Source organism: Micromonospora sp. Utrum1, assembly GCF_057197805.1.
The window spans coordinates 1,391,176-1,409,143 of record NZ_CM170071.1; the positions used below are offsets into that span (position 1 = coordinate 1,391,176).

At 72.5% G+C, this 17,968-nt stretch carries 16 protein-coding genes; 8 read left to right on the plus strand and 8 right to left on the minus strand.

All coding sequences use genetic code 11. The features are described from left to right. Positions 1 to 10: 10 nt before the first annotated feature. Positions 11 to 310 carry an 8-oxoguanine DNA glycosylase OGG fold protein gene (locus AC0OLQ_RS06890; protein ID WP_484530656.1) on the plus strand — a complete coding sequence of 100 codons (300 nt, stop codon included), beginning with the start codon at positions 11 to 13 and terminating at the stop codon, positions 308 to 310. A gap of 167 nt (positions 311 to 477) precedes the next feature. Further along, entirely contained in the window at positions 478 to 1,800 is a 1,323-nt protein-coding gene (locus AC0OLQ_RS06895) for an AAA domain-containing protein (protein ID WP_484530657.1), read from the plus strand. 291 nt (positions 1,801 to 2,091) lie between these two features. On the opposite strand, the gene AC0OLQ_RS06900 is transcribed toward AC0OLQ_RS06895, so the two are convergent. Together AC0OLQ_RS06900 and AC0OLQ_RS06905 are read right to left on the minus strand one after the other, a co-directional pair. Then, positions 2,092 to 2,829: a hypothetical protein gene (locus AC0OLQ_RS06900; RefSeq protein ID WP_484530658.1), complete on the minus strand. Its 738-nt coding sequence runs from the start codon at positions 2,827 to 2,829 to the stop codon at positions 2,092 to 2,094. A gap of 8 nt (positions 2,830 to 2,837) precedes the next feature. Next, on the minus strand, positions 2,838 to 4,295 hold the full coding sequence (locus AC0OLQ_RS06905) for an NYN domain-containing protein (protein ID WP_484530659.1): 1,458 nt from the start codon (positions 4,293 to 4,295) through the stop codon (positions 2,838 to 2,840). 272 nt (positions 4,296 to 4,567) lie between these two features. Between AC0OLQ_RS06905 and AC0OLQ_RS06910 the strand changes: the two genes are divergently transcribed. After that, positions 4,568 to 6,169, plus strand: a complete 1,602-nt coding sequence (locus AC0OLQ_RS06910; protein WP_484530660.1) for a nuclease-related domain-containing DEAD/DEAH box helicase — start codon at positions 4,568 to 4,570, stop codon at positions 6,167 to 6,169. Continuing rightward, entirely contained in the window at positions 6,166 to 8,556 is a 2,391-nt protein-coding gene (locus AC0OLQ_RS06915; RefSeq protein ID WP_484530661.1) for a pentapeptide repeat-containing protein, read from the plus strand. Before AC0OLQ_RS06910 ends, AC0OLQ_RS06915 begins: the two co-directional genes overlap by 4 nt. A 73-nt stretch (positions 8,557 to 8,629) precedes the next feature. Here the strand turns inward: AC0OLQ_RS06915 and AC0OLQ_RS06920 are convergent, their stop codons facing one another. Next, positions 8,630 to 9,394 carry an SDR family oxidoreductase gene (locus AC0OLQ_RS06920; protein WP_484530662.1) on the minus strand — a complete coding sequence of 255 codons (765 nt, stop codon included), beginning with the start codon at positions 9,392 to 9,394 and terminating at the stop codon, positions 8,630 to 8,632. Between the two features lie 100 nt (positions 9,395 to 9,494). Between AC0OLQ_RS06920 and AC0OLQ_RS06925 the strand changes: the two genes are divergently transcribed. Next, complete coding sequence (locus AC0OLQ_RS06925; RefSeq protein WP_484530663.1) at positions 9,495 to 10,340, plus strand: helix-turn-helix transcriptional regulator; 846 nt, start codon at positions 9,495 to 9,497, stop codon at positions 10,338 to 10,340. Positions 10,341 to 10,375: 35 nt separating this feature from the next. On the opposite strand, the gene AC0OLQ_RS06930 is transcribed toward AC0OLQ_RS06925, so the two are convergent. Continuing rightward, positions 10,376 to 10,882: a tetratricopeptide repeat protein gene (locus tag AC0OLQ_RS06930; RefSeq protein WP_484530664.1), complete on the minus strand. Its 507-nt coding sequence runs from the start codon at positions 10,880 to 10,882 to the stop codon at positions 10,376 to 10,378. A 113-nt stretch (positions 10,883 to 10,995) separates the two neighbouring features. On the opposite strand from AC0OLQ_RS06930, the gene AC0OLQ_RS06935 reads away from it, so the two are divergent. Then, positions 10,996 to 11,976 carry an ArsR/SmtB family transcription factor gene (locus AC0OLQ_RS06935; protein WP_484530665.1) on the plus strand — a complete coding sequence of 327 codons (981 nt, stop codon included), beginning with the start codon at positions 10,996 to 10,998 and terminating at the stop codon, positions 11,974 to 11,976. 189 nt (positions 11,977 to 12,165) lie between these two features. On the opposite strand, the gene AC0OLQ_RS06940 is transcribed toward AC0OLQ_RS06935, so the two are convergent. The 4 genes from AC0OLQ_RS06940 to AC0OLQ_RS06955 all read right to left on the minus strand — a co-directional run bounded on the left by AC0OLQ_RS06940 (position 12,166) and on the right by AC0OLQ_RS06955 (position 15,879). Beyond that, positions 12,166 to 13,374, minus strand: coding sequence for an ABC transporter permease (locus tag AC0OLQ_RS06940; protein WP_484530666.1), 1,209 nt, complete (start codon positions 13,372 to 13,374; stop codon positions 12,166 to 12,168). Further along, entirely contained in the window at positions 13,371 to 14,063 is a 693-nt protein-coding gene (locus AC0OLQ_RS06945) for an ABC transporter ATP-binding protein (protein ID WP_484530667.1), read from the minus strand. Before AC0OLQ_RS06945 ends, AC0OLQ_RS06940 begins: the two co-directional genes overlap by 4 nt. Continuing rightward, the gene (locus AC0OLQ_RS06950; RefSeq protein ID WP_484532291.1) at positions 14,060 to 15,112 is read right to left on the minus strand and encodes a peptidoglycan-binding protein; all 1,053 of its coding nucleotides are present in this window, start codon (positions 15,110 to 15,112) and stop codon (positions 14,060 to 14,062) included. Before AC0OLQ_RS06950 ends, AC0OLQ_RS06945 begins: the two co-directional genes overlap by 4 nt. Before the next feature lie 212 nt (positions 15,113 to 15,324). Further along, entirely contained in the window at positions 15,325 to 15,879 is a 555-nt protein-coding gene (locus AC0OLQ_RS06955; protein ID WP_484530668.1) for a hypothetical protein, read from the minus strand. 132 nt (positions 15,880 to 16,011) lie between these two features. Between AC0OLQ_RS06955 and AC0OLQ_RS06960 the strand changes: the two genes are divergently transcribed. Both AC0OLQ_RS06960 and AC0OLQ_RS06965 read left to right on the plus strand, forming a co-directional pair. Then, positions 16,012 to 16,668 (plus strand): response regulator transcription factor, encoded by a 657-nt coding sequence (locus AC0OLQ_RS06960; RefSeq protein ID WP_484530669.1) that lies wholly within the window; start codon positions 16,012 to 16,014, stop codon positions 16,666 to 16,668. Then, positions 16,665 to 17,918 (plus strand): sensor histidine kinase, encoded by a 1,254-nt coding sequence (locus tag AC0OLQ_RS06965; protein ID WP_484530670.1) that lies wholly within the window; start codon positions 16,665 to 16,667, stop codon positions 17,916 to 17,918. Before AC0OLQ_RS06960 ends, AC0OLQ_RS06965 begins: the two co-directional genes overlap by 4 nt. Positions 17,919 to 17,968 lie beyond the last annotated feature (50 nt).

The following is a 17,968-nucleotide window of genomic DNA, read 5'->3' on the forward strand; positions in this document are numbered from 1 at the left end:
CGCCGAAGCGATGCCGGCACACCGGGCTCCGCGGGTCTCCGCCCGCGGAGCCCGGTTGCCCCGGCTCGGCCCGGTGTTCCTCACCAAGCTGCTCTACTTCGCCGGCTACCGTCGCGGCGCCCACGGTCTGCAACCGCTCATCCTCGACAAGGCCCGCCGGTTGCCCCAAGAGGCAGGTGTGCGCCGCCGGTCCGGGTGGGTGTCGGAGGAGTGGCTCGCCTACCTGCGCTGGGCGGCCGGGCAGGCACACCAGCGGGGCATCGAGCCGGACGAGGTGGAGATGGCGCTGCTCCACGACCGGTGGACCTGATCGCCGGGAATGACGCTCTGGCTGTACCGACAGCCTTGCCCTCCTCACGGTACCTCCGCGGCGGCCCGACCCGAACCTGGTCGGCTACCCGGTGGGGGAGCGCCGCCGCTGACGGACCCGGCTCGTATGGTGGCGGGGCTCGGCAGTCGGCTCGGGGAGGGTGATTCATGCTCGCGGAACTGGCAGCCCCACCGGCCGTCGCGGCCGAGCGGGTGATCACCGCCGTGCTCGCCGACCTGCGCTCCGGCGATCACCGGGGCGTGGTGGTCGACTCACCGCCCGGCGCCGGCAAGTCCACCCTCGTGGTTCGCGCCGCCGTCGAGCTGGCCGCCGCCGGCGAGCCGCTGATCATCGTGGCGCAGACCAACGAGCAGGTCGACGACCTCATCGACCGGCTCGCCCGCAAGGCCCCCGAGCTGCGCATCGGCCGGCTCTCCGCGACCGACTACCAGCCGACCGACCGGGTGAAGGGCCACGAGACGGTCCGGGTCGCCGCCAAGGTCGCCGATCTCGGCGGTCCAGCCGTCATCATCGGTACGGCCGCGAAGTGGGCCACCGTGGCCGAGGGCGTCTGGCCGTGGGCGATCGTCGACGAGGCGTACCAGATGCGGTCGGACGCCCTGCTGCGCGTGGCGGGGCGGTTCGAGCGGGCGCTGTTCGTGGGCGATCCGGGGCAGCTCGACCCGTTCTCCACCGTTGAGACCGCGCGGTGGACCGGGTTGACCTGGGATCCGATGCAGTCGGCGGTGGCCACCCTGCTGCGGCACAACCCGGAGCTGCCGGTGCACCGGCTGCCGGTGTCCTGGCGGCTGCCCGCGACCGCCGCGCCGGTGGTGGCCGCCGCGTTCTACCCGTTCACCGGGTTTCGCGCCGGCACCGGGCCGGCCGAGCGGGCGCTGACGTTCACCGAGCCGGGGCCGGGCGACCGCTTCGACGCGACGGTCGAGGTGGCGGCCGCCACCGGCTGGGCGCTGCACGAGCTGCCCGCCCGGCACACGCTGCGTACCGATTCCGAGGCCGCAGCGGCCTGCGCCGCCCTCGCCCTGCGATTCCTGGACAGAAAACCGGTCGGGTTCTCCGAGCAGGCGCCCGGCGGCGGGCCGGTGACCGCGGACCGGATCGCTGTCGGGGCCGCGCACCGCGACCAGGTGGCGGCCATCCGGTCGCACCTGGGCGCGGCCGGCGCGGGCATCACCGTCGACACCGCCAACCGGCTCCAGGGCCGGGAGTACGACGTGACGATCGTGCTGCACCCGCTCTCGGGCCGGCGCGACGCGACGGCGTTCCACCTGGAGTCGGGGCGGCTCTGCGTGCTCGCGTCCCGGCACCGGCACGCCTGCGTGGTGGTGGCGCGGGCCGGGATCGCCGAGCTGCTGGACGCGCACCCGTCGACCGAGCGGGTGCACCTGGACGTGCCGGTGAAGTTCCCGGACGGCTGGGAGGCCAACCACACGATGCTCGCCCACCTCGGCGCGCACCGGGCCTCCTGACCAGGGACGGCCGGGTCCCGGGGCGGACCAGGGGAGCTGTCCAGCGAGACTTGTCGTGGCCGGATGCAGCGCGGCGACCGTCAAGTCGCTGCTCTTGGTGAGCTGATCGGAGCGCAGACACGGACGGGTGGCCGAGTTGACGCTCGCGGAGCGTGTCCGTAGCCTCTACTCATAGGGGAGATGGTGGCTGGCGATGATGAGCTGAAACGTAGTCATCGTTCGATCCGTCTCAATACCCGGCCCCAGCCTTCGTGCTGGGGCTTTCACTTTCCCAGGATGTCCGGAGCGCGGTCAGAGCGTTCCCGGCTCGTGTCCCTGCACGTAGTGCCAGGCACCGATCCCGCGCGGGTCGAAGAGCGCCGTCGTCCGGCGCGGGTTCGCGAAGACGTCGGCGTAGTCGAGATCGAGCCAGTAGACGACTCCGTCGTGCTCCGTCGTGCGGAATTCCTCCGGCATCGGCCGTCCGTCGGTGTGGAGCACGGCTGCCAGCACGCCGGTCCGGCCCACCCCGAGGGCCGGCACGCCGGCGACCGGTCCGTTGCGCCCGTCCGAGCACCACAACGTCCCTCGGACGCGCAGCGCCGGCCCCTCACCGACGTTCTCCACCGGGACGAGGAACCTGTCCTTCGTGATCGCGAGGAACGCGTACGCCGGGGCGGGCGCGGAGGTCAGCGCGAAGCGCTCCTGGGCGGGTGGGTGCTGGGCCAGCATGCCGCCGGAGTCCGGGAACGCGACTGACTGGTGGACCGGCAGCAGGAGCGGGTACCTGCTCAGCACCAGGGCCCGGCGGGTTTCCGTGAGCTGCCGGTCGGTCCGGGACAACGCCTGCCGGGACAGGTAGATCGCGGCCAGCACGCCGATGGTGGACGCGACGGCGGCGAAGGAACCGGCGACCGCGGCCGCCCGGTCTGCCCGCCAGGTGAAGGCCACCACGACGGCCGTGCCGGCGGCGCAGACGGCCACCGTCCCGGCGAGCGCCAGCCCGTACCTGCCGGCGCCGCGCAGCAGGGGCCTCGTCCAGCGCGGCACGGGCGCTCCTAGGCGAACGACGAACCGGCGTCGCCCCAGCGGGTCTGGGGGATCGTGACCTTCTCGCTGCGCCAGGTGATGGCCCGGGACTGGGCCAGGACGCGCAGGATCCGGTGCCGGTCGCGGGGGTCGTAACCGAACACCGGCTCGGCCCGCGTCCGGTCCTTGACCGCCATGAACTCGAGGATCTCGCTCTCCGGTATCGGGCTCGGCGCCCGCCCGACGAAGGCCCGGTAGAGCTCGTGATAGGCGTCCTCGATCAGACGGGCGAGCGGTGAGTTCGTGGCCAGCGCGTGGCGGGCGCCGCCGACCGCGACGGCGTCCACGACGCCTGCCGCGCTGGCGTACTTCATGACCCTGTTGATCAGGCCGGCGGCGAACTTCTCCTGGCCCTGCCCGACGCCGGTCGCGCTGAGCAGGCCGGGCAGGCGCCGGAACGGGATGGTCCGGCTCTGCGTCCGGAAGCACTCCATGGTCAGGCCGGCGTGGACCCGCCACAGCGGTTCCAGGTAGCCGAGGCCGAGATCGTCCACTGTCACCGCATACGTGTCGTCGGCGCCCTTGCGCACGAGCTGCACGGCGGTCAGCGCGTCGAGCACGCGCAGCAGCCGGGCGCCGGTGTCCGCCTGGAGGGGGCCCGTACGCAGTTCCGTGACCGTCAGGCCCTTGGGTCGGGCGGCGAGCCGCCGGACCACGTAGTCGACGGCCGTGATGTCGCCGAACCGGCCGGCGCCGACGTCGAGGTAGGTGCGGGTGGCGTTGCGCGGCAGGAACTGCTCCTTGGCCCGCACCGCAGCGTCGGAACGGACGACCTTGTGACCGAGCGACTCGATGAGCGCCCAGTACCGGCTCTCGTCCTCGTTCTCCAGGATGCCCCAGCGGGCCAGGGTCGCGGTGCGGTCGGCCTGCTCCTTGCCGCCCAGGATGATGCCGCGACGCTGCAGTTCGAGCAGGCCCAGCAGCGCCCGGCAGGTGACCGGCGGAGGCTTCTTCAGGGTGTAGATGTCGTCGATGCAGATGGAGTCCAGCCCGGGCAGGGTGAGGATGCCGCGGAACTGGGTGGAGAGCCGGTCCTTGTCGCCGTACACGACCGTGACTCGGCAGCCGTCGCGCAGCAGGCGACGGATCAGCGGGATGAAGTCCTGGTCGCCGGTGACCAGGACGAACTGGCCGCAGTCCTGGTAGAGGTAGTCCATCGCCAGCACGGTCAGATGGATGTCGGCCTGCTCCTTGGTGCTGCCCACCACCTCGTCGTCGATGAGGTGCTCGGTCATCGCCGTGGAGATGCTTCCGTCGAACTTCGCCGCCGCCATGTGCTTGTACTGCAGGTGGCCGCCGCAGCGGGTCGTCGCGTCGCTCCACAGGGCGTCGACGATGCCGCGCTCCACCACGTGGCCGCGGCCGATGATCGCGCCGGCCAGGTTGTCCCAGTCGACGAGCAGGACACCTTTGTTTCCGACGGCCATCTGCGGCTCCTCCGTGAGCTCATCGAGGCGCGGTTGATTTCCGAATTCTGCCTCCATGTCCCCACCCTGCTTCTTCATCCGTTCGGCCACGATGTTCATCACTTGCGCGAGGTCGTCGGGGCGATCGGTTCGCTGTGCGTGACCCCCGGATGACCGATCGTCCAGGGAAGACCGCAAGTCCGGTGGAGCGCGACAGCCGCTGAACGAGCGGACAATGTGGATGCTCGCGTCGTCACCCCAGTCGTCGAACGGCCCGTGTTGCGGAGGCGGACTTGGCGCGCTTCTATCCGAAGAACCTGCGAGCGAACGCCACTCGCGGGGAGCGGGCCGTCTTCGACAAGCTCCGGTCGCTCAACGACTCGTGGTTCGTGCTGCACAGCCTCGCGTACTTCGACGCCGGCCGGCCGAGGTGGCGGATGGGCGAGGCGGACTTCGTCCTGCTCCACCCCGGGCGCGGTCTGCTGATCATGGAGGTCAAGGACGGTTCCTACCGGGTCGCCGGCCGGCAGTGGTTCGCCCAGCGCCGCGGCGGCGACGTGCCGCTGAACGTCGACCCGTTCGACCAGGCCGTGCGGAACAAATACGCCCTGGCCGGGTGGCTGCGCGACACCGCCGGCATCCGGCACGTCCCGGCCGGGCACTGCGTCGTGTTCGCCGACGGCCGACCGTCGGGCAATCTCGGTCCGCACGCCCCGGACACGATCGCGCTGAGCGCTGCGGCGCTGGAGCACGCGCCGATGCTCGTGGAACGCGTCATGGCCCACTGGGACCAGCACGGCTGGGCCAGCCAGTCGGACTTCGAGAAGGCCCTGGCGGCGCTCGCGCCGACCGCGGTCGTCGCCCGCACCCTCCGCTACGACGTCGATCTGGCGTCCGACGACCTCGCCCGCCTGACCCAGCGCCAGATCCGCCTGACCGGTCGCCAACTAGAGGTGCTCGAAGGGACCTCCAAGAAGCGCGCCTCGCTGGTGCTCGGTGCGGCCGGAACCGGCAAGACCGTCCTCGCCCAGGAGCGGGCGCGCGAGTTGGCCGCCCGGGGGCTGCGGGTCGCGGTGATCGGACAGCAGCGCAACCTGCGCCTGGAGATCCGCCGCAGGTTGCGGGTGGAAGGCGTCAGCTCCGGCGACCCGGAGGACGTGCTGTGCGACCTCTACGGCGCCGATCGCCTGCGCGACTACGAGGGCGAGCAGCTGTGGGCAACCGTGCTGGGCCTGGCCGAGGCGTACGGCAAGCCGCTGGACTGCCTCATCGTCGACGAGGCGCAGAGTCATGACGAGGATCTCCGGGAGGCCCTGCGCGAACTGGTCCGCCCCGACGGATCGGTGGTGCTCTTCGCCGACCCGTACCAGCGCGACTCGTCCGGCACCTGGCGCCCACGGCCCGACGGCGGGTTCAACGAGTTCTGGCTGACCGAGAACTGCCGCAACGTCCTGCCGATCGCGAAGCTCGTCGCGCGGATCTCGGGAGCGCACACGCCGGTCACCGGGCCGGCCGGGCGGGCGCCGCGGTTCAGCGGCGGCTCCGCGGACCTCGCGTCGGCGTGCGCGGACGCGGTCCTGGAGATCCTGAAGGACCTGTCGGCCTCCCAACTGGTGGTGGTGACGTCGACGCAGGCGAACCATGCCGCGATCCGCCGGACCCTGGCGGAGCGGGGCGTGCGGACGACGAGCGGGCTGCGCGGCGACGAGCTGGCGGTCTGCACCGTGCGGCAGTTCCACGGCTGTGAGGCGCCGGCCGTCGTCTATGCCGACGACGGCGAGGAGGACTGGACGACCAGCTACATCGCGGTCAGCCGGGCCTGCGCCTACCTGCACGTCGTCGGCCGGCCGGACCGGTGGGAACCCTTTCGATTCCTGATGGAGGACTGTTCATGACGCTGTACGACGAGGCTGTGACGTTCCTCGAGTCGGAAGGCTGGTCGGTTCCCGGGGAACTGCGGGGCGAGGTCGTCCGGGCGAGGCGGGCGGCGTACGCGGACAACAGCGAGCACATGACGGTGTGGTGCCCGGCCGCCCCGGACGCCGAGGAACTGCATCGCCGCGAGGCGACCCTCCTGCAACGCTTCGCCGAGGAGGCGCGTACTCCGGGCGCGAAGTTCCTGCTGGTCGAGTCCACCCAGGGGCTGTCGACGGAGTTCCGGCGAGTCGCCAAGCACGAGTACAACGTCGACATCCGGGTCCCGATCCAGTTCTTCGACGCCCGGTTCAAATGGGACGACACGTCCGTGTCGGCGCTGGCGGGAACGGCCGCGCAGCAGCTACGCCGCGACGGGGAGACCGAGGCGCGCCGGCGTACCCCGCAGCCCTTCGAGGCGGTGGGCACCGGAGTGGTGGGCAGCGACCTGCTCACCGAGCTGGCTCGCCGCTTCGACAGCCCGGGCGACTGGGACCGCCCGATCGTGCTGGTGACCGCGCCGGCGGGCTACGGCAAGAGCATCCTGTTCTCGTCGCTGTTCGCCACGCTCTACACGAACTTCCAGAAGGCGAAGAAGCAGCTACGGCGGGCCTACCGGCCGCTGCCACTCCTGCCGGACTACGCCGCGCTGGCCAGTGCGCCCGCACTCGGGCCCATGGTCGACGCGCTGCTGCAGACCGAGGTCGCGCGGCCGGTCAAGCAGCCGACGTTCCAGTGGATGCTCACCCGCGGGTTCGCGAGCTGGCTGCTGGACGGGCTGGACGAGGTCATCGCCCAGGACCCGGGCTTCTTCGAGTACATCCACGAGATCGTCGCCCGACCGGACAACCCCACGACCCCGCGCATCCTGCTCTGCGTCCGTGATTCGCTGCTGAGCTCCAACCAGGCACTGCGGGACTTCCTCGCGGTGGCCCACGAATACGTCGAGGAGTTCCGCCTGCTGCCGTGGCAGCCCGAGTCGATCACGACCTTCGCGCGCATCCGACTGCAGGACAAGGACCGCGAACTGCTGTCGATCCTCGACGCGAAGCCGGAGCTGATGAAGCTCTGCGGCACCCCGTACTACGCCGAACTGCTCGCCGAGCGGGTCGCCGAGGGCAAGACCGACGGGATACCGAACGACTACTCCGAGATGGATCTGGTCCACGACGCCGTCGACGCGATCATGGATCGCGAGTACAAGAAGGAGCAGTTGCAGGAGCACGTCGTCTCCCGGCACGACCTGCTCGACGTCATCAGTCACGTCGCCGTCGCCGAGCTGGAGAACGACAACCGCGGTGTGCCGATCGACGAGATCGGCCAGCTCGCCGAGTTCGTGATTCCCTCGGACCTGTCCGAACCCGAGCGCGAGCGGTGCACTGCGGCCATCTGCCGCCTGCCGGTCTTCCGGGCCGCGTCGGAGCGGCAGCGGGTGCGCTTCGCGCAGGATGTGATCTTCGAGCACCAGATCGGGATCCGTGCCGCCCAGTACTTCGCCGTCAATCCGGTGCGGTTCGCGCAGTTGTTGGACTGCCGCCCGTTCCCGCCCGACTCCTTCGCCCTGCGGGTGCTGTGCGCCCGGATCAGGGAACTCGCCGCCGGCGAGGAGCTGCTCACCCGGCTGTCCAGCGCCACCGCCACCCCCACGGCGTTCCGCAACATCCTCCAGGTGCTCCTCGGGCTTCCCGACTGCGCCCGGCTGCTGATCCACGCTCCGCTGGAACGCCAGGACCTCTCCGGGCTCACCTTCTCGGGCCTGTCGCTGGCCGGTGTCAGCTTCCGCGGCGCGAACCTGGAGTCGACCCGCTTCACCAGCTGCGTCATGACCGGCTGCGACCTGTCCGACGCGACGTTGCACGGCACCCGGTTCGACGCCTGCCTGCCCACCCTCGCCGAGGCCGACTTCGGGCATCTCACCGGCTTCGTCTCCGTGGAGATCGACTCACGCACCGCCATCGAGGACGTCGCGGACTTCGTCAAGCTGCTGGGCGCGGACGGGCGTCGGGAGCACCCCTTTGTCGGCCCCTGCCCCACCGCCCTCCAACTGCGGTTCCTGTTCCTGAAGTTCGTCCGGCCGGACGGCCACTACCGTCGTGACTCGCTGGACGAGAAGGGCCTGCTGTCGGGGCGGCGCATCGTCGATCCGGCTTCCGTGCTCAACGGTGCCGTGCGCGCCGGCTTCCTCACCGCCATTCCGAAGCGCCGCCGGTATGAGCGCACGCACAGCCAGCTCTACGCGGACATGGTGGGGTTCGCCCAGAACCTCCGGGTGACCCCGGCCATCCGGTCGCTCCTGGAGGACACCTGCCGGGTGGAGGGGTGTGCCCACGTCGTCCAGGAGAACTTGACGACCGCGACCTTCGACTGAGTGTCCACCGCTCCGCGAGCGGCCCGGCCGGCCGACGCCGGTCGGCCGGCCGGGACCGATCCGCCGATGACGGCTACCTGCCGTGCGGGTCGTGGGCGTTGAGCGTGGCGACCACCTGGTCGTAGTCGCCGCGCGCCTCGCCGTAGCGGAGGAACTTGACCCGCTCGACCTGGATCTCCTTCGCGTCCGGCTGCGACTCGATCAGCGCGACGACCTCCGCCACGAAATCTTCGAGCGGCATGGCGAACTCGCTGGTCTCCTGCCCGGGCAGCAGCGCGGTACGCACCGACGGCGGCTCGAGCTCCACGACCTTCACGGTAGTGTCGGCGAGCTGGAGCCGGATCGACTCGCTGAGCATGTGGATGGCGGCCTTTGACGCGTTGTAGCTCGGGGTGGCCCTGAGCGGCGCGAACGCGAGGCCCGAGGAGACGGTCATGATCGTCGCGTCCGGCTGTGCCTGAAGGTGCTCGATGAACGCGGCGATGAGGCGGATCGGGCCGAGCACGTTGGTGGTCACGACCTCCTCGGCCGAGGTGAGGAACGACTCGGGCTGGTGCCAGTCCTCGACGCGCATGATGCCCGCCATGGCGACCAGGACGTTGAGGTCCGGGTGCTTCGCCAGCACCTGCGCGGCGGCCGAGGCGATGCTCGCGGGATCCGCCGTGTCGATCGTGACGGTGTCGATGTCGGGGTGCTCCGCGGCGACCTTCTCGAGCAGGTCGGTGCGCCGGCCGCCGATGATGACGGTGTTGCCCTTGGCCTTGAGTTCGAGGGCGAGGGCGAGGCCGATCCCGCTCGTGGAGCCGGGGACGAAGATGGTGTTTCCGGAAATGTTCATACCTAGAGCCTGGCCCACCGTGACGGTTCGGGGGCAGAGAGCGGTTATCGGGGGATCGGCAATCCCTGGTTGACCCGCGCGGCGGGCGGATACTGGGATCATGGACCGCGCAGCCCTGGCCGACTTCCTCCGCCGCCGCCGCGAGGCGCTGCAGCCCGGGGACGTCGGGCTGCCCGCCGGAGCCCGCCGGCGCGCGCCCGGGCTGCGGCGCGAGGAGGTGGCCGCCCTCGCCACCATGTCGACCGACTACTACACCCGCCTGGAGCAGCAGCGCGGCCCGCAGCCCAGCCCCCAGCTGCTCGCCTCCCTCGCCCGGGCGCTGCGGCTGACCGGCGACGAGCGCGACTACCTCTTCCGGGTGGCGGGTCACAACCCGCCGTCCCCGGTTTCCGCGGCGACGCACGTCTCCCCGGCGCTGCTGCGGGTGCTGGACCGGCTGGCGGACACCCCGGCGCTCATCCTGTCCAACCTCGGCGAGATCCTGGTGCAGAACCGGATGGCCGAAGCCCTGTTCGGGGACAGATCCGGTCATACGGGCCTGGCCCGCAGCGAGATCTACCGGTGGTTCACCGACCCTGCGGAGCGGGCCCGCTACCCCGAGGAGGACCGCGACCGGCAGAGCCGCGCCCAGGTCGCCAACCTGCGCGCCGCGTACGGGTCGATGGGGCCGCAGTCGCGGGCCGGCGAGCTGGTGCGGGCGCTGCAGAAGATCAGCCCGGAGTTCGCCAAGCTGTGGGAGCGGCACGAGGTGGCCCAGCGCTTCGCCGACCACAAGACGCTGATCCACCCCGAGCTCGGCCCGATCGAGCTGGACTGCCAGGTGCTGTTCACCGAGGACCAGTCCCAGGCCCTGCTGGTGCTCACCGCGCCGCCGCGCAGCGAGGGTTACGAGAAGCTGCGGCTGCTCGCTGTGCTGGGGCACGAGCGCTTCCCGGCCAGCACCTAGACGAGTGGTTCCGAACTCCTCGTCCAGCCGGCGGATCAGTGAGGCTCCACCAGGAGCCGGGCATAGTTGGCCATCGACCGCTGGTAGCGGGGCAGGTGCCTGGCCAGCGCCCCGACGGCGATCGCGACTGCCTCCCGCTCCCGGCCGACGCTGGTCAGCGCCAGGGCGAGCGTCGCGCTGACCGCGTCGTCGAGCTCGTCGGAGCCGCGCTCGCGCTCCTCGGTCAGCAGCCGGACGCTCTCCTCGGGCTGCCCGGTGTTCCGCAGCGAGCTGGACATCTGGATCACCGAGCGCCGCCGGCGGATGCCGTCGATGCCCAGCTCCAGCGCCCTGCGGTAGAGCGGCACCGCCTTGTCCGAATGACCGGTCGAGTCCCAGGCGCAGGCCCGCTCGAAGGCCGCCACCGGATGATCCGGCCCCAACTCGTCGGCGAGGACGCCGACCCGCGCGCGGAACTCCTCCTCGTCCCAGCCGTCGGGTGCCGCGTTGAAGGCCGCCCACAGCTCCGCGCTGCGCTGCTCCCAGTCGGCGCTCGGGTTCATCGTCGTTCTCCTCGTGATCGTCGGTTCGGACGGGAGACACTCTGCGAGCGCTGATACCGTGGCCGCGACTGATTCGGCGACGGCCGAATCTCGTCGTCCGGGAGGTGGAGCGGATGGCGGTCACGCTGCGGTTCAGCCCCGCCGACCTGCTGCGCTGCCGCTTCGCCATCTCGCCCATCTTCGAGACGCTGTCCGCGGTGCGCCTGCTCTCCCCGCGCGAAGGCGTCGGCCCCCACCGCCGCTGGCTCGACACCCTCGACACGCGGGACCTCGACCTGCGGCCGATCGCCCTGCTCCAGCCGCGTCGCGGCTACACCCCCGACTTCCTCTCGCCGCCTCCGGTCAGCCCCCACGCCCGGTTCGACGACGAGCTCGCGGCCGTGGCGGCCACCGACCATGATCGGGTACGCGCAGAGGTGCGCCGGTCACTGGCGGACACCCCGGGGGCGGCCGAGTCGGCGACCGGACGCCTGCTGCTGGGCGACCCGGCCATTGCTCTCCAGACGCTGGTCTCACGTGTGAAGCGGGCATGGCAGGTCCTGGTCGAACCGGTCTGGCCGCACGTACGCGGGCTGCTCGACGCCGATGTGGGCTTCCAGACCCGGCGACTCGCCGAAGGCGGCCTCGACCGGTTGTTCGCCGAGCTACATCCACGGCTGCGCTGGAAAAACGGCGTGCTGACCCGCGAGTACGGCGACGACGAGCATCGCGACCTGCGCGGCGAAGGGCTCGCCCTGGTGCCCAGCGCCTTCAAATGGGATCAGGTGGTGGTCATCGTGGACCCGCCGTGGCAGCCCACAGTGATCTATCCGGCGCGTGGGCTCGGCACGCTCTGGCAGCCCCTGTCCACCGATCGGCATGCGGCTCTGGGCCGGTTGATCGGCAGAACCCGGGCGGCGCTGCTGGTCAGCCTCGACGAGCCGGCCAGCACGACGACGCTGGCCCACCGCCACGCGCTGGCCGCCGGGACGGTGTCCGAGCATCTGTCGGTGCTGCGCGACGCCGGATTCGTCGCCGGGGAACGACACCGGCACGAGATCCGCTACCGGCGTACGCCCCTCGGCGAAGCCGCGCTCCGTCAGCGCGACAGTTAGGGCTGGTACTCGGCCCGGGTCCGGGGCAGCCACTGCGGGTGCTGGTCGCGGACGAACTTCAACAGGCCCTCGCCACGACCCTCGGTCGTGCCGGGAACCGACCGGGCGACCCGGGTACCCGGGAGTATCCGAGTGAAACGGCCGGCGGGTCGTGGCCGGTCACCCCGGCCACGACCCGCCGGCCCGCGCTCACGGCGTGGCGAGCGCCTCGGTCGGTGCGAGCCGCGCCGCGCGGATCGCCGGGTAGAGCCCGGCCAGCGCCCCGATCAGCAGGGTCACGCCCACCCCACCGCCCAGCACCCAGGGCGGCACCACCGCCGGCCAGGACCGGGAGAACGCGTAGCCGGCCGTGACCGCGCTGCCCAGCAGCACCCCGCCGAGCCCGCCGAGCGCGGACAGCAGCAGCGACTCGGCCAGGAACTGGGTGCGGACCTGCCCGCGGGTGGCCCCGAGCGACCGGCGCAGGCCGATCTCCGGGCGCCGCTCCAGCACCGAGATGACCATGGTGTTCGCCACCCCGACGCCCCCCACCAGCAGGGCGACCGCGCCGAGGCCGAGCAGCAGCCCGGTGAACGCCTCGTCGGTGGCCTGCTTCGCGGCGAGCGCGTCCGAGGGGCGCGCGACCTTGACCTCGTTCGGCGCCTCCGGGTTCGCCGTGGCGGCGAGCACCGCGCGGACCGCCTCGACCGCGGTCTCCGACGTCCGGGTGTAGACCGTCGTCGGGTGCCCGTCGAAGTCGAGGTACGACCTCGCGGCGTCCCAGCCGACCAGCGCGGACAGGTCCAGCTCCGGCGCGAGCGGCGCGGGCGCCAGGATCCCCAGCACCGTGAACCAGCGCCCACCGAGCTGGATCCGCACGTCCGCTCCGGCGGCGCCGATGCCGAGCCGCCGGGCCGTGGTGGCACCGAGCACCACGGCCGGGTAGCGGGCCGTGGCGGCGTTCAGCCAGGTGCCGCTGACCACCTCCAGCCCGACCGTGTCGCGCAGTTCCAGGCCGGCGGCGCGGGCGGCGATCCCGCCGCTCTCGCCCCGGGAGATCAGGTCGGAGCGGTACACCCGCGCGTCGGACAGCAGCCCGGTGGCGGCGACCTCCCGTACCGGCCCGATCCGCCCGATCATCGCCACCGACTCCGCCGGCAGTTGGGCGTCGTCGCCGAAGAGCGTGTTGCCCGGACCGACGGTGAGCAGGTTGGTGCCGAGTTCGGCCAGCGTGCGGTCCAGCTCCGCCCGGGACGACGCGGAGATCCCGACCACCGACACCATGGCGGCGATCCCGATCGCGATGCCCAGCGCCGACAGGAAGGCCCGCAGCGGCCGGGTGCGCAGCCCGACGCCGCCGACCCGCAGGACGTCCCGGGGCCGCAGCCGGGCGGGCGCCAGCCTGACCGGCCCGCTCATGCCGGCACCCCCACGGGTCGGTGGTCGGCCACGATCCGGCCGTCGCGCATCTGGACCCGGCGGGGCAGGCCGGCCGCGACCTCCAGGTCGTGGGTGATCACCACGATGGTGGTCCCGGCCGCGTGCAGGTCGCGCAGCAGCGCCAGCACCCCGGCGCCGGACGCCGAATCCAGGTTGCCGGTCGGTTCGTCGGCCAGCAGCAGCGCGGGTGCGCCCACCACGGCGCGGGCGATCGCCACCCGCTGCCGCTCGCCGCCGGACAGCTCGTGCGGCCGATGGTCGAGCCGGTGCCCCAGCCCGACCCGGGCCAGCGCAGCCTCCGCCCGTCGCCGCCGCTCCCGAAGGGGTACGCCCGCGTACAGCAACCCGTCGGCGACGTTGTCCCGCACCGGCACGTTCGGGGCGAGGTGGAACTGCTGGAAGACGAAGCCGATCCGGGTGGACCGCAGCGCGGAGAGCTGCCGGTCGCCGAGCGCGGCCACGTCGTGCCCGTCGATGCGTACCCGGCCGGTGGACGGGCGGTCCAGAGTGCCGATCAGGTGCAGCATCGTGGACTTGCCCGACCCGGAGGGGCCGACGATGGCGACCAGTTCGCCGTACCGGACGGTCAGGGAGACCCCGTCGAGGGCCCGTACGCCCGGGTAGACCTTGGTCACGTCGGTCAGCTCGACGACTGTGTCGCCGGTCATGTCGGCATCCCCACGGTCGCTCCCTCGGTGAGTCCCGCGCCGGAGACCTCCACCCGGCCGGAGGCGAACAGGCCGGTTTCCACGGCGACGATCCGGGTGGCGTCGCCCTCGACGAGCTGCACGCCGTACCCGCCCTCGGCCAGCGCCAGCAGCGCGGCGACCGGCACGGTCAGCACGTCGCGGCGCTCGGCGGCGGTGAACGCCACCTTGGCCGAGGCCTGGTCGAACCCGGTCAGCGCCTTCGGGTCGGCCGCCGTCACGGTGACGTCGATCTTCGTCTCCGGTTCGCCCTGGCCGCCCGCCCCGCCCTCGGTGCCGGTGTCGATCACCGTCTCGGTGCCGGCGACCGTGCCGGCGACCTCCTTCCCGTCGGGCAGCGCGACGGTCACCTTGGCGCCCTTCTTCGCCAGCCGCTCGTCGTCGACGTCGAGGGACACGGTCACCACCCGGGTGGTGCCGGTCCAGGTCAGCACCGCCTGCCCCGGCTGAGCCGAGTCGCCGGGTTCCGCGTCGTGGCTCTCCACCCGGACCGCGCCGTCGGCGTAGACCACCCGGCCCGGCTCCACCCGGCCGGTCTCGGGCAGGCCGAGGTCCTCCTGCCAGTCCCGCACCGCGTCCGCGGTGGCCGAGGTGTAGTCGTCGTCGACCGTGAACCCCGAGTAGCCGAGCGCGGCCAGGTTCCGCTCGAACTGCCGCACGTCGTCGCCGGACGTGCCCGGACCCAGGGTCCGGTACGCCGGCAGCTTCCCGTACAGCAGCACGACCTCGGCGTCGTCGACCGCGTACAGCGGCCTGCCCCGGGTGACCTGGGCGCCGGTGGCGGCCAGCCAGGTGACCGTGCCGCCACCGCGCGGCGCCGCGTGGTGGCTGGCGCCGTAGCCGAGTTCCCCGTCGAAGCTCTCCGCGTCGACCAGGGTCTGGCGGGTGACCTGGGCGGTCGCCGGGGGCAGGCTGCCGCCGGCCGCCGTACCGCCGTCTTGGCCACGGGCGGCCACCGCGGCCGTGACGCCCGCCGCGGCGGCGACCACCACCGCCGAGGCCACCACCAGCGGGGTACGCCCCCGGCGGCGGCGACGGCTGCGCCCGGCTGCCGGGGGTGCGGCGGTGGTGGTCGCCGCGGCCAGCGCGGTGGTGCCGGCGCTCACGGGGCCTCCGTTGTTCGCGACTGCGGTGGTCGCAAAACTCGGCTCACTGCTCGCGCTCACGTTGCCAGCGTTGTTCGCGGCTGCGGGGGTCGCGAGACCCGGCTCGCTCCGCGCGCTCACGAGGTCCTCTTCATCAGCAGCGGCGCGCCACCCTTGCGGCACTTCTCCAGCGCGGCCCGGGTGGTCGGATTCTCCGGGTCGATGTCGGCGCCGCCCTTGAGTTCGATGCTGCCGTCCGGGCCCGGGTCCGGGAAGTCGGGCACCCCGTTCTCCCGCATGCACCGGGCCAGCTGCCGGACCTTCTCCACCTGCTCGGGGTCGAGCTTGAGCGCCTTGCCGCCGCCCGGCATCAGGCTGCGGCACTGCTCCATGGCCGCCTGGACCTTCGCCTTGTCCGTCCCGGCGGGCATCCGGATGCGGAAGCCGCCACCCTCGCCGGGTTCCGGGTCGGGGAAGTCCGGCACCCCGTTCTCCCGCATGCACTTGGCGAACTCGCGCTGCCGGTCCTCGTCGCTGACCTGGGCGACGCTGGCGCTGGGCGAGGCGCCGCCCGCACCGCCGCCGGCCGTGGCCACCCGCTCCCCGTCCTGGTCGGCACCCGCGCAGCCGGTGACCGCCAGACCCAGGAGCAGGGGCAGGACGAGCAGTGTGCCCGACATTCGTCGGCGCATGGCACAACTCCTTCCTCCCGGCCGGCGCCGATCGCCGGCCGATACGGACGAGTCGACCGCAGCGGCGGTATCCCGGGCGTAACCGCCGGCGTTAACGCCGCCGTTATCCACGGGCGCGGCACCATGGGGGACGTGCGAGTACTGGTGGTCGAGGACGAGACGCTGCTGGCCGACTCCATCGCGGAGTGGCTGCGCCGGGAGGCGTTCGCCGTGGACGTGGCGTACGACGGGGACGCGGCGCTGGAACGGCTCGGCGTCACCGACTACGACGTGGTGGTGCTCGACCGGGACCTGCCGGTGGTGCACGGCGACGACGTGTGCCGGGCGGTGGTGGACAGCGGCGCCGAGACCCGGGTGCTGATGCTGACCGCCGCCGCGGCCGTGCGGGAACGGGTGGCGGGGCTGGCCCTCGGCGCCGACGACTACCTGGTCAAACCGTTCGCACTGGTCGAACTCTCCGCCCGGGTGCACGCGCTGGCCCGGCGGGCGCGGCCGGCGGCACCGCCCAGGCTGAGCCGGGCCGGCATCGTGGTCGACCCGGCCCGCCGGGAGGTCTACCGGGACGGCCGGTACGTGGCGCTGTCCCGCAAGGAGTTCGCGGTGCTGGCGGAGCTGGTCCGGGCCGGCGGGGCGGTGGTCTCCGCCGAGGAGTTGCTGGACCGGGTCTGGGACGAGCACATCGACCCGTTCACCAACGTGGTGCGGGTGACCGTCATGAAGCTGCGCCGCAAGCTCGGCGACCCGCAGGTGGTCGAGACGGTGCCGGGAGTGGGGTATCAGATCCCGTGAAACGACTGACCATCCGGGCGCGGCTGACCCTGGTGTACGGCGGGCTCCTGCTGCTCGCCGGCGTGGTCCTGCTCGCCGTCACCTACGTGCTGGTGGACCAGCGGATGCGGGAGCCGCTGACCGGCGTGATCGCCAAGACCGACATCGTCCAAGCCGCCCCGTTCGGCAAGGTGCCCGCCCCGGGCGCGATGGAACAGGTGCGCATCCTTGTTCGAGAGGCCCAGGACGAGGCGAAGCGGAACGCACTGGAGTCGCTGCTGACCCAGGGCGGGGTGGCGCTGCTGCTGATCTCGGTGGTGGCCCTCGGCTTCGGGTGGCTGATCGCCGGGCGGGCGTTGCAGCCGCTGCACCAGATCACCGGCACCGCCCGGCGGATCGCCGCGGCCGACGCGGGCGGGCGGGGGCTGCACGAGCGGATCGCGCTGCGGGGCCCGCGGGACGAGGTGAAGGAACTGGCCGACACCTTCGACCTGATGCTGGAGCGGCTCGACCGGTCCTTCGACGGGCAGCGGCGGTTCGTGGCGAACGCGTCCCACGAGCTGCGTACGCCGCTGGCGCTCAACCGGTCGCTGCTGGAGGTGGCGATGTCCCGGCCGGGCGCCTCCGCCGAACTGCGGCAGCTCGGGGAGACCCTGATGGCGGTCAACGAGCGACATGAGCGGCTCATCGACGGGCTGCTCACCCTGGCCGACTCGGAACAGCGGGTGGTCGACCGGACCCCGGTGGACCTCGCGGAAATCGCCGGCCACCTCCTCGACCAGGTGGCCGGCACGCAAGGGCCGAACCTACGCCGGCGGCTCGCGCCCGCCGCCACGGCCGGGGATCCGGTGCTGCTGGAGCGGCTGACGCAGAACCTGGTGGAGAACGCGGTCCGGCACAACCTGCCGGCCGGCGGCGAGATCGACGTGAGCACCGGCATCGTCGACGGCCGCGCCACCCTGGTCGTGGCCAACACCGGACCGGTGGTGCCCGGCTACGAGATCGAGACGATCTTCCAGCCGTTCCGGCGGCTGCACCATGACCGGGTGGCCGCTCCCCAGCGCAGCGGCGCGCGGGACCGGGCCGGCGCCGGGCGGGGCTTCGGGCTGGGCCTGTCGATCGTGCGGGCGGTGGCCCAGGCGCACGGTGGTGCCGTCCAAGCCCATCCCCGCGAGGGCGGCGGACTGGTCGTGACGGTGACCCTGCCACCCCTGGGCGCGGCCGTCCCCGCCCAACCGGCGCGGAGCTTGCCGGCTGCGGCGCGCGGCTGAGCACCCGTGCGCAGGGCCGCCCACGAATGGATTCCGGCGGCACAGGCGTT

What these genes read in the sequence shown, in the direction of transcription:
- AC0OLQ_RS06890 (WP_484530656.1), top strand. Translation starts at nt 11, where the DNA reads ATGCCGGCACACCGGGCTCCGCGGGTCTCCGCCCGCGGAGCCCGGTTG.
- AC0OLQ_RS06895 (WP_484530657.1), top strand. Translation starts at nt 478, where the DNA reads ATGCTCGCGGAACTGGCAGCCCCACCGGCCGTCGCGGCCGAGCGGGTG.
- AC0OLQ_RS06905 (WP_484530659.1), bottom strand. Translation starts at nt 4,295, where the DNA reads ATGGCCGTCGGAAACAAAGGTGTCCTGCTCGTCGACTGGGACAACCTG.
- AC0OLQ_RS06915 (WP_484530661.1), top strand. Translation starts at nt 6,166, where the DNA reads ATGACGCTGTACGACGAGGCTGTGACGTTCCTCGAGTCGGAAGGCTGG.
- AC0OLQ_RS06920 (WP_484530662.1), bottom strand. Translation starts at nt 9,394, where the DNA reads ATGAACATTTCCGGAAACACCATCTTCGTCCCCGGCTCCACGAGCGGG.
- AC0OLQ_RS06925 (WP_484530663.1), top strand. Translation starts at nt 9,495, where the DNA reads ATGGACCGCGCAGCCCTGGCCGACTTCCTCCGCCGCCGCCGCGAGGCG.
- AC0OLQ_RS06930 (WP_484530664.1), bottom strand. Translation starts at nt 10,882, where the DNA reads ATGAACCCGAGCGCCGACTGGGAGCAGCGCAGCGCGGAGCTGTGGGCG.
- AC0OLQ_RS06935 (WP_484530665.1), top strand. Translation starts at nt 10,996, where the DNA reads ATGGCGGTCACGCTGCGGTTCAGCCCCGCCGACCTGCTGCGCTGCCGC.
- AC0OLQ_RS06940 (WP_484530666.1), bottom strand. Translation starts at nt 13,374, where the DNA reads ATGAGCGGGCCGGTCAGGCTGGCGCCCGCCCGGCTGCGGCCCCGGGAC.
- AC0OLQ_RS06945 (WP_484530667.1), bottom strand. Translation starts at nt 14,063, where the DNA reads ATGACCGGCGACACAGTCGTCGAGCTGACCGACGTGACCAAGGTCTAC.
- AC0OLQ_RS06955 (WP_484530668.1), bottom strand. Translation starts at nt 15,879, where the DNA reads ATGCGCCGACGAATGTCGGGCACACTGCTCGTCCTGCCCCTGCTCCTG.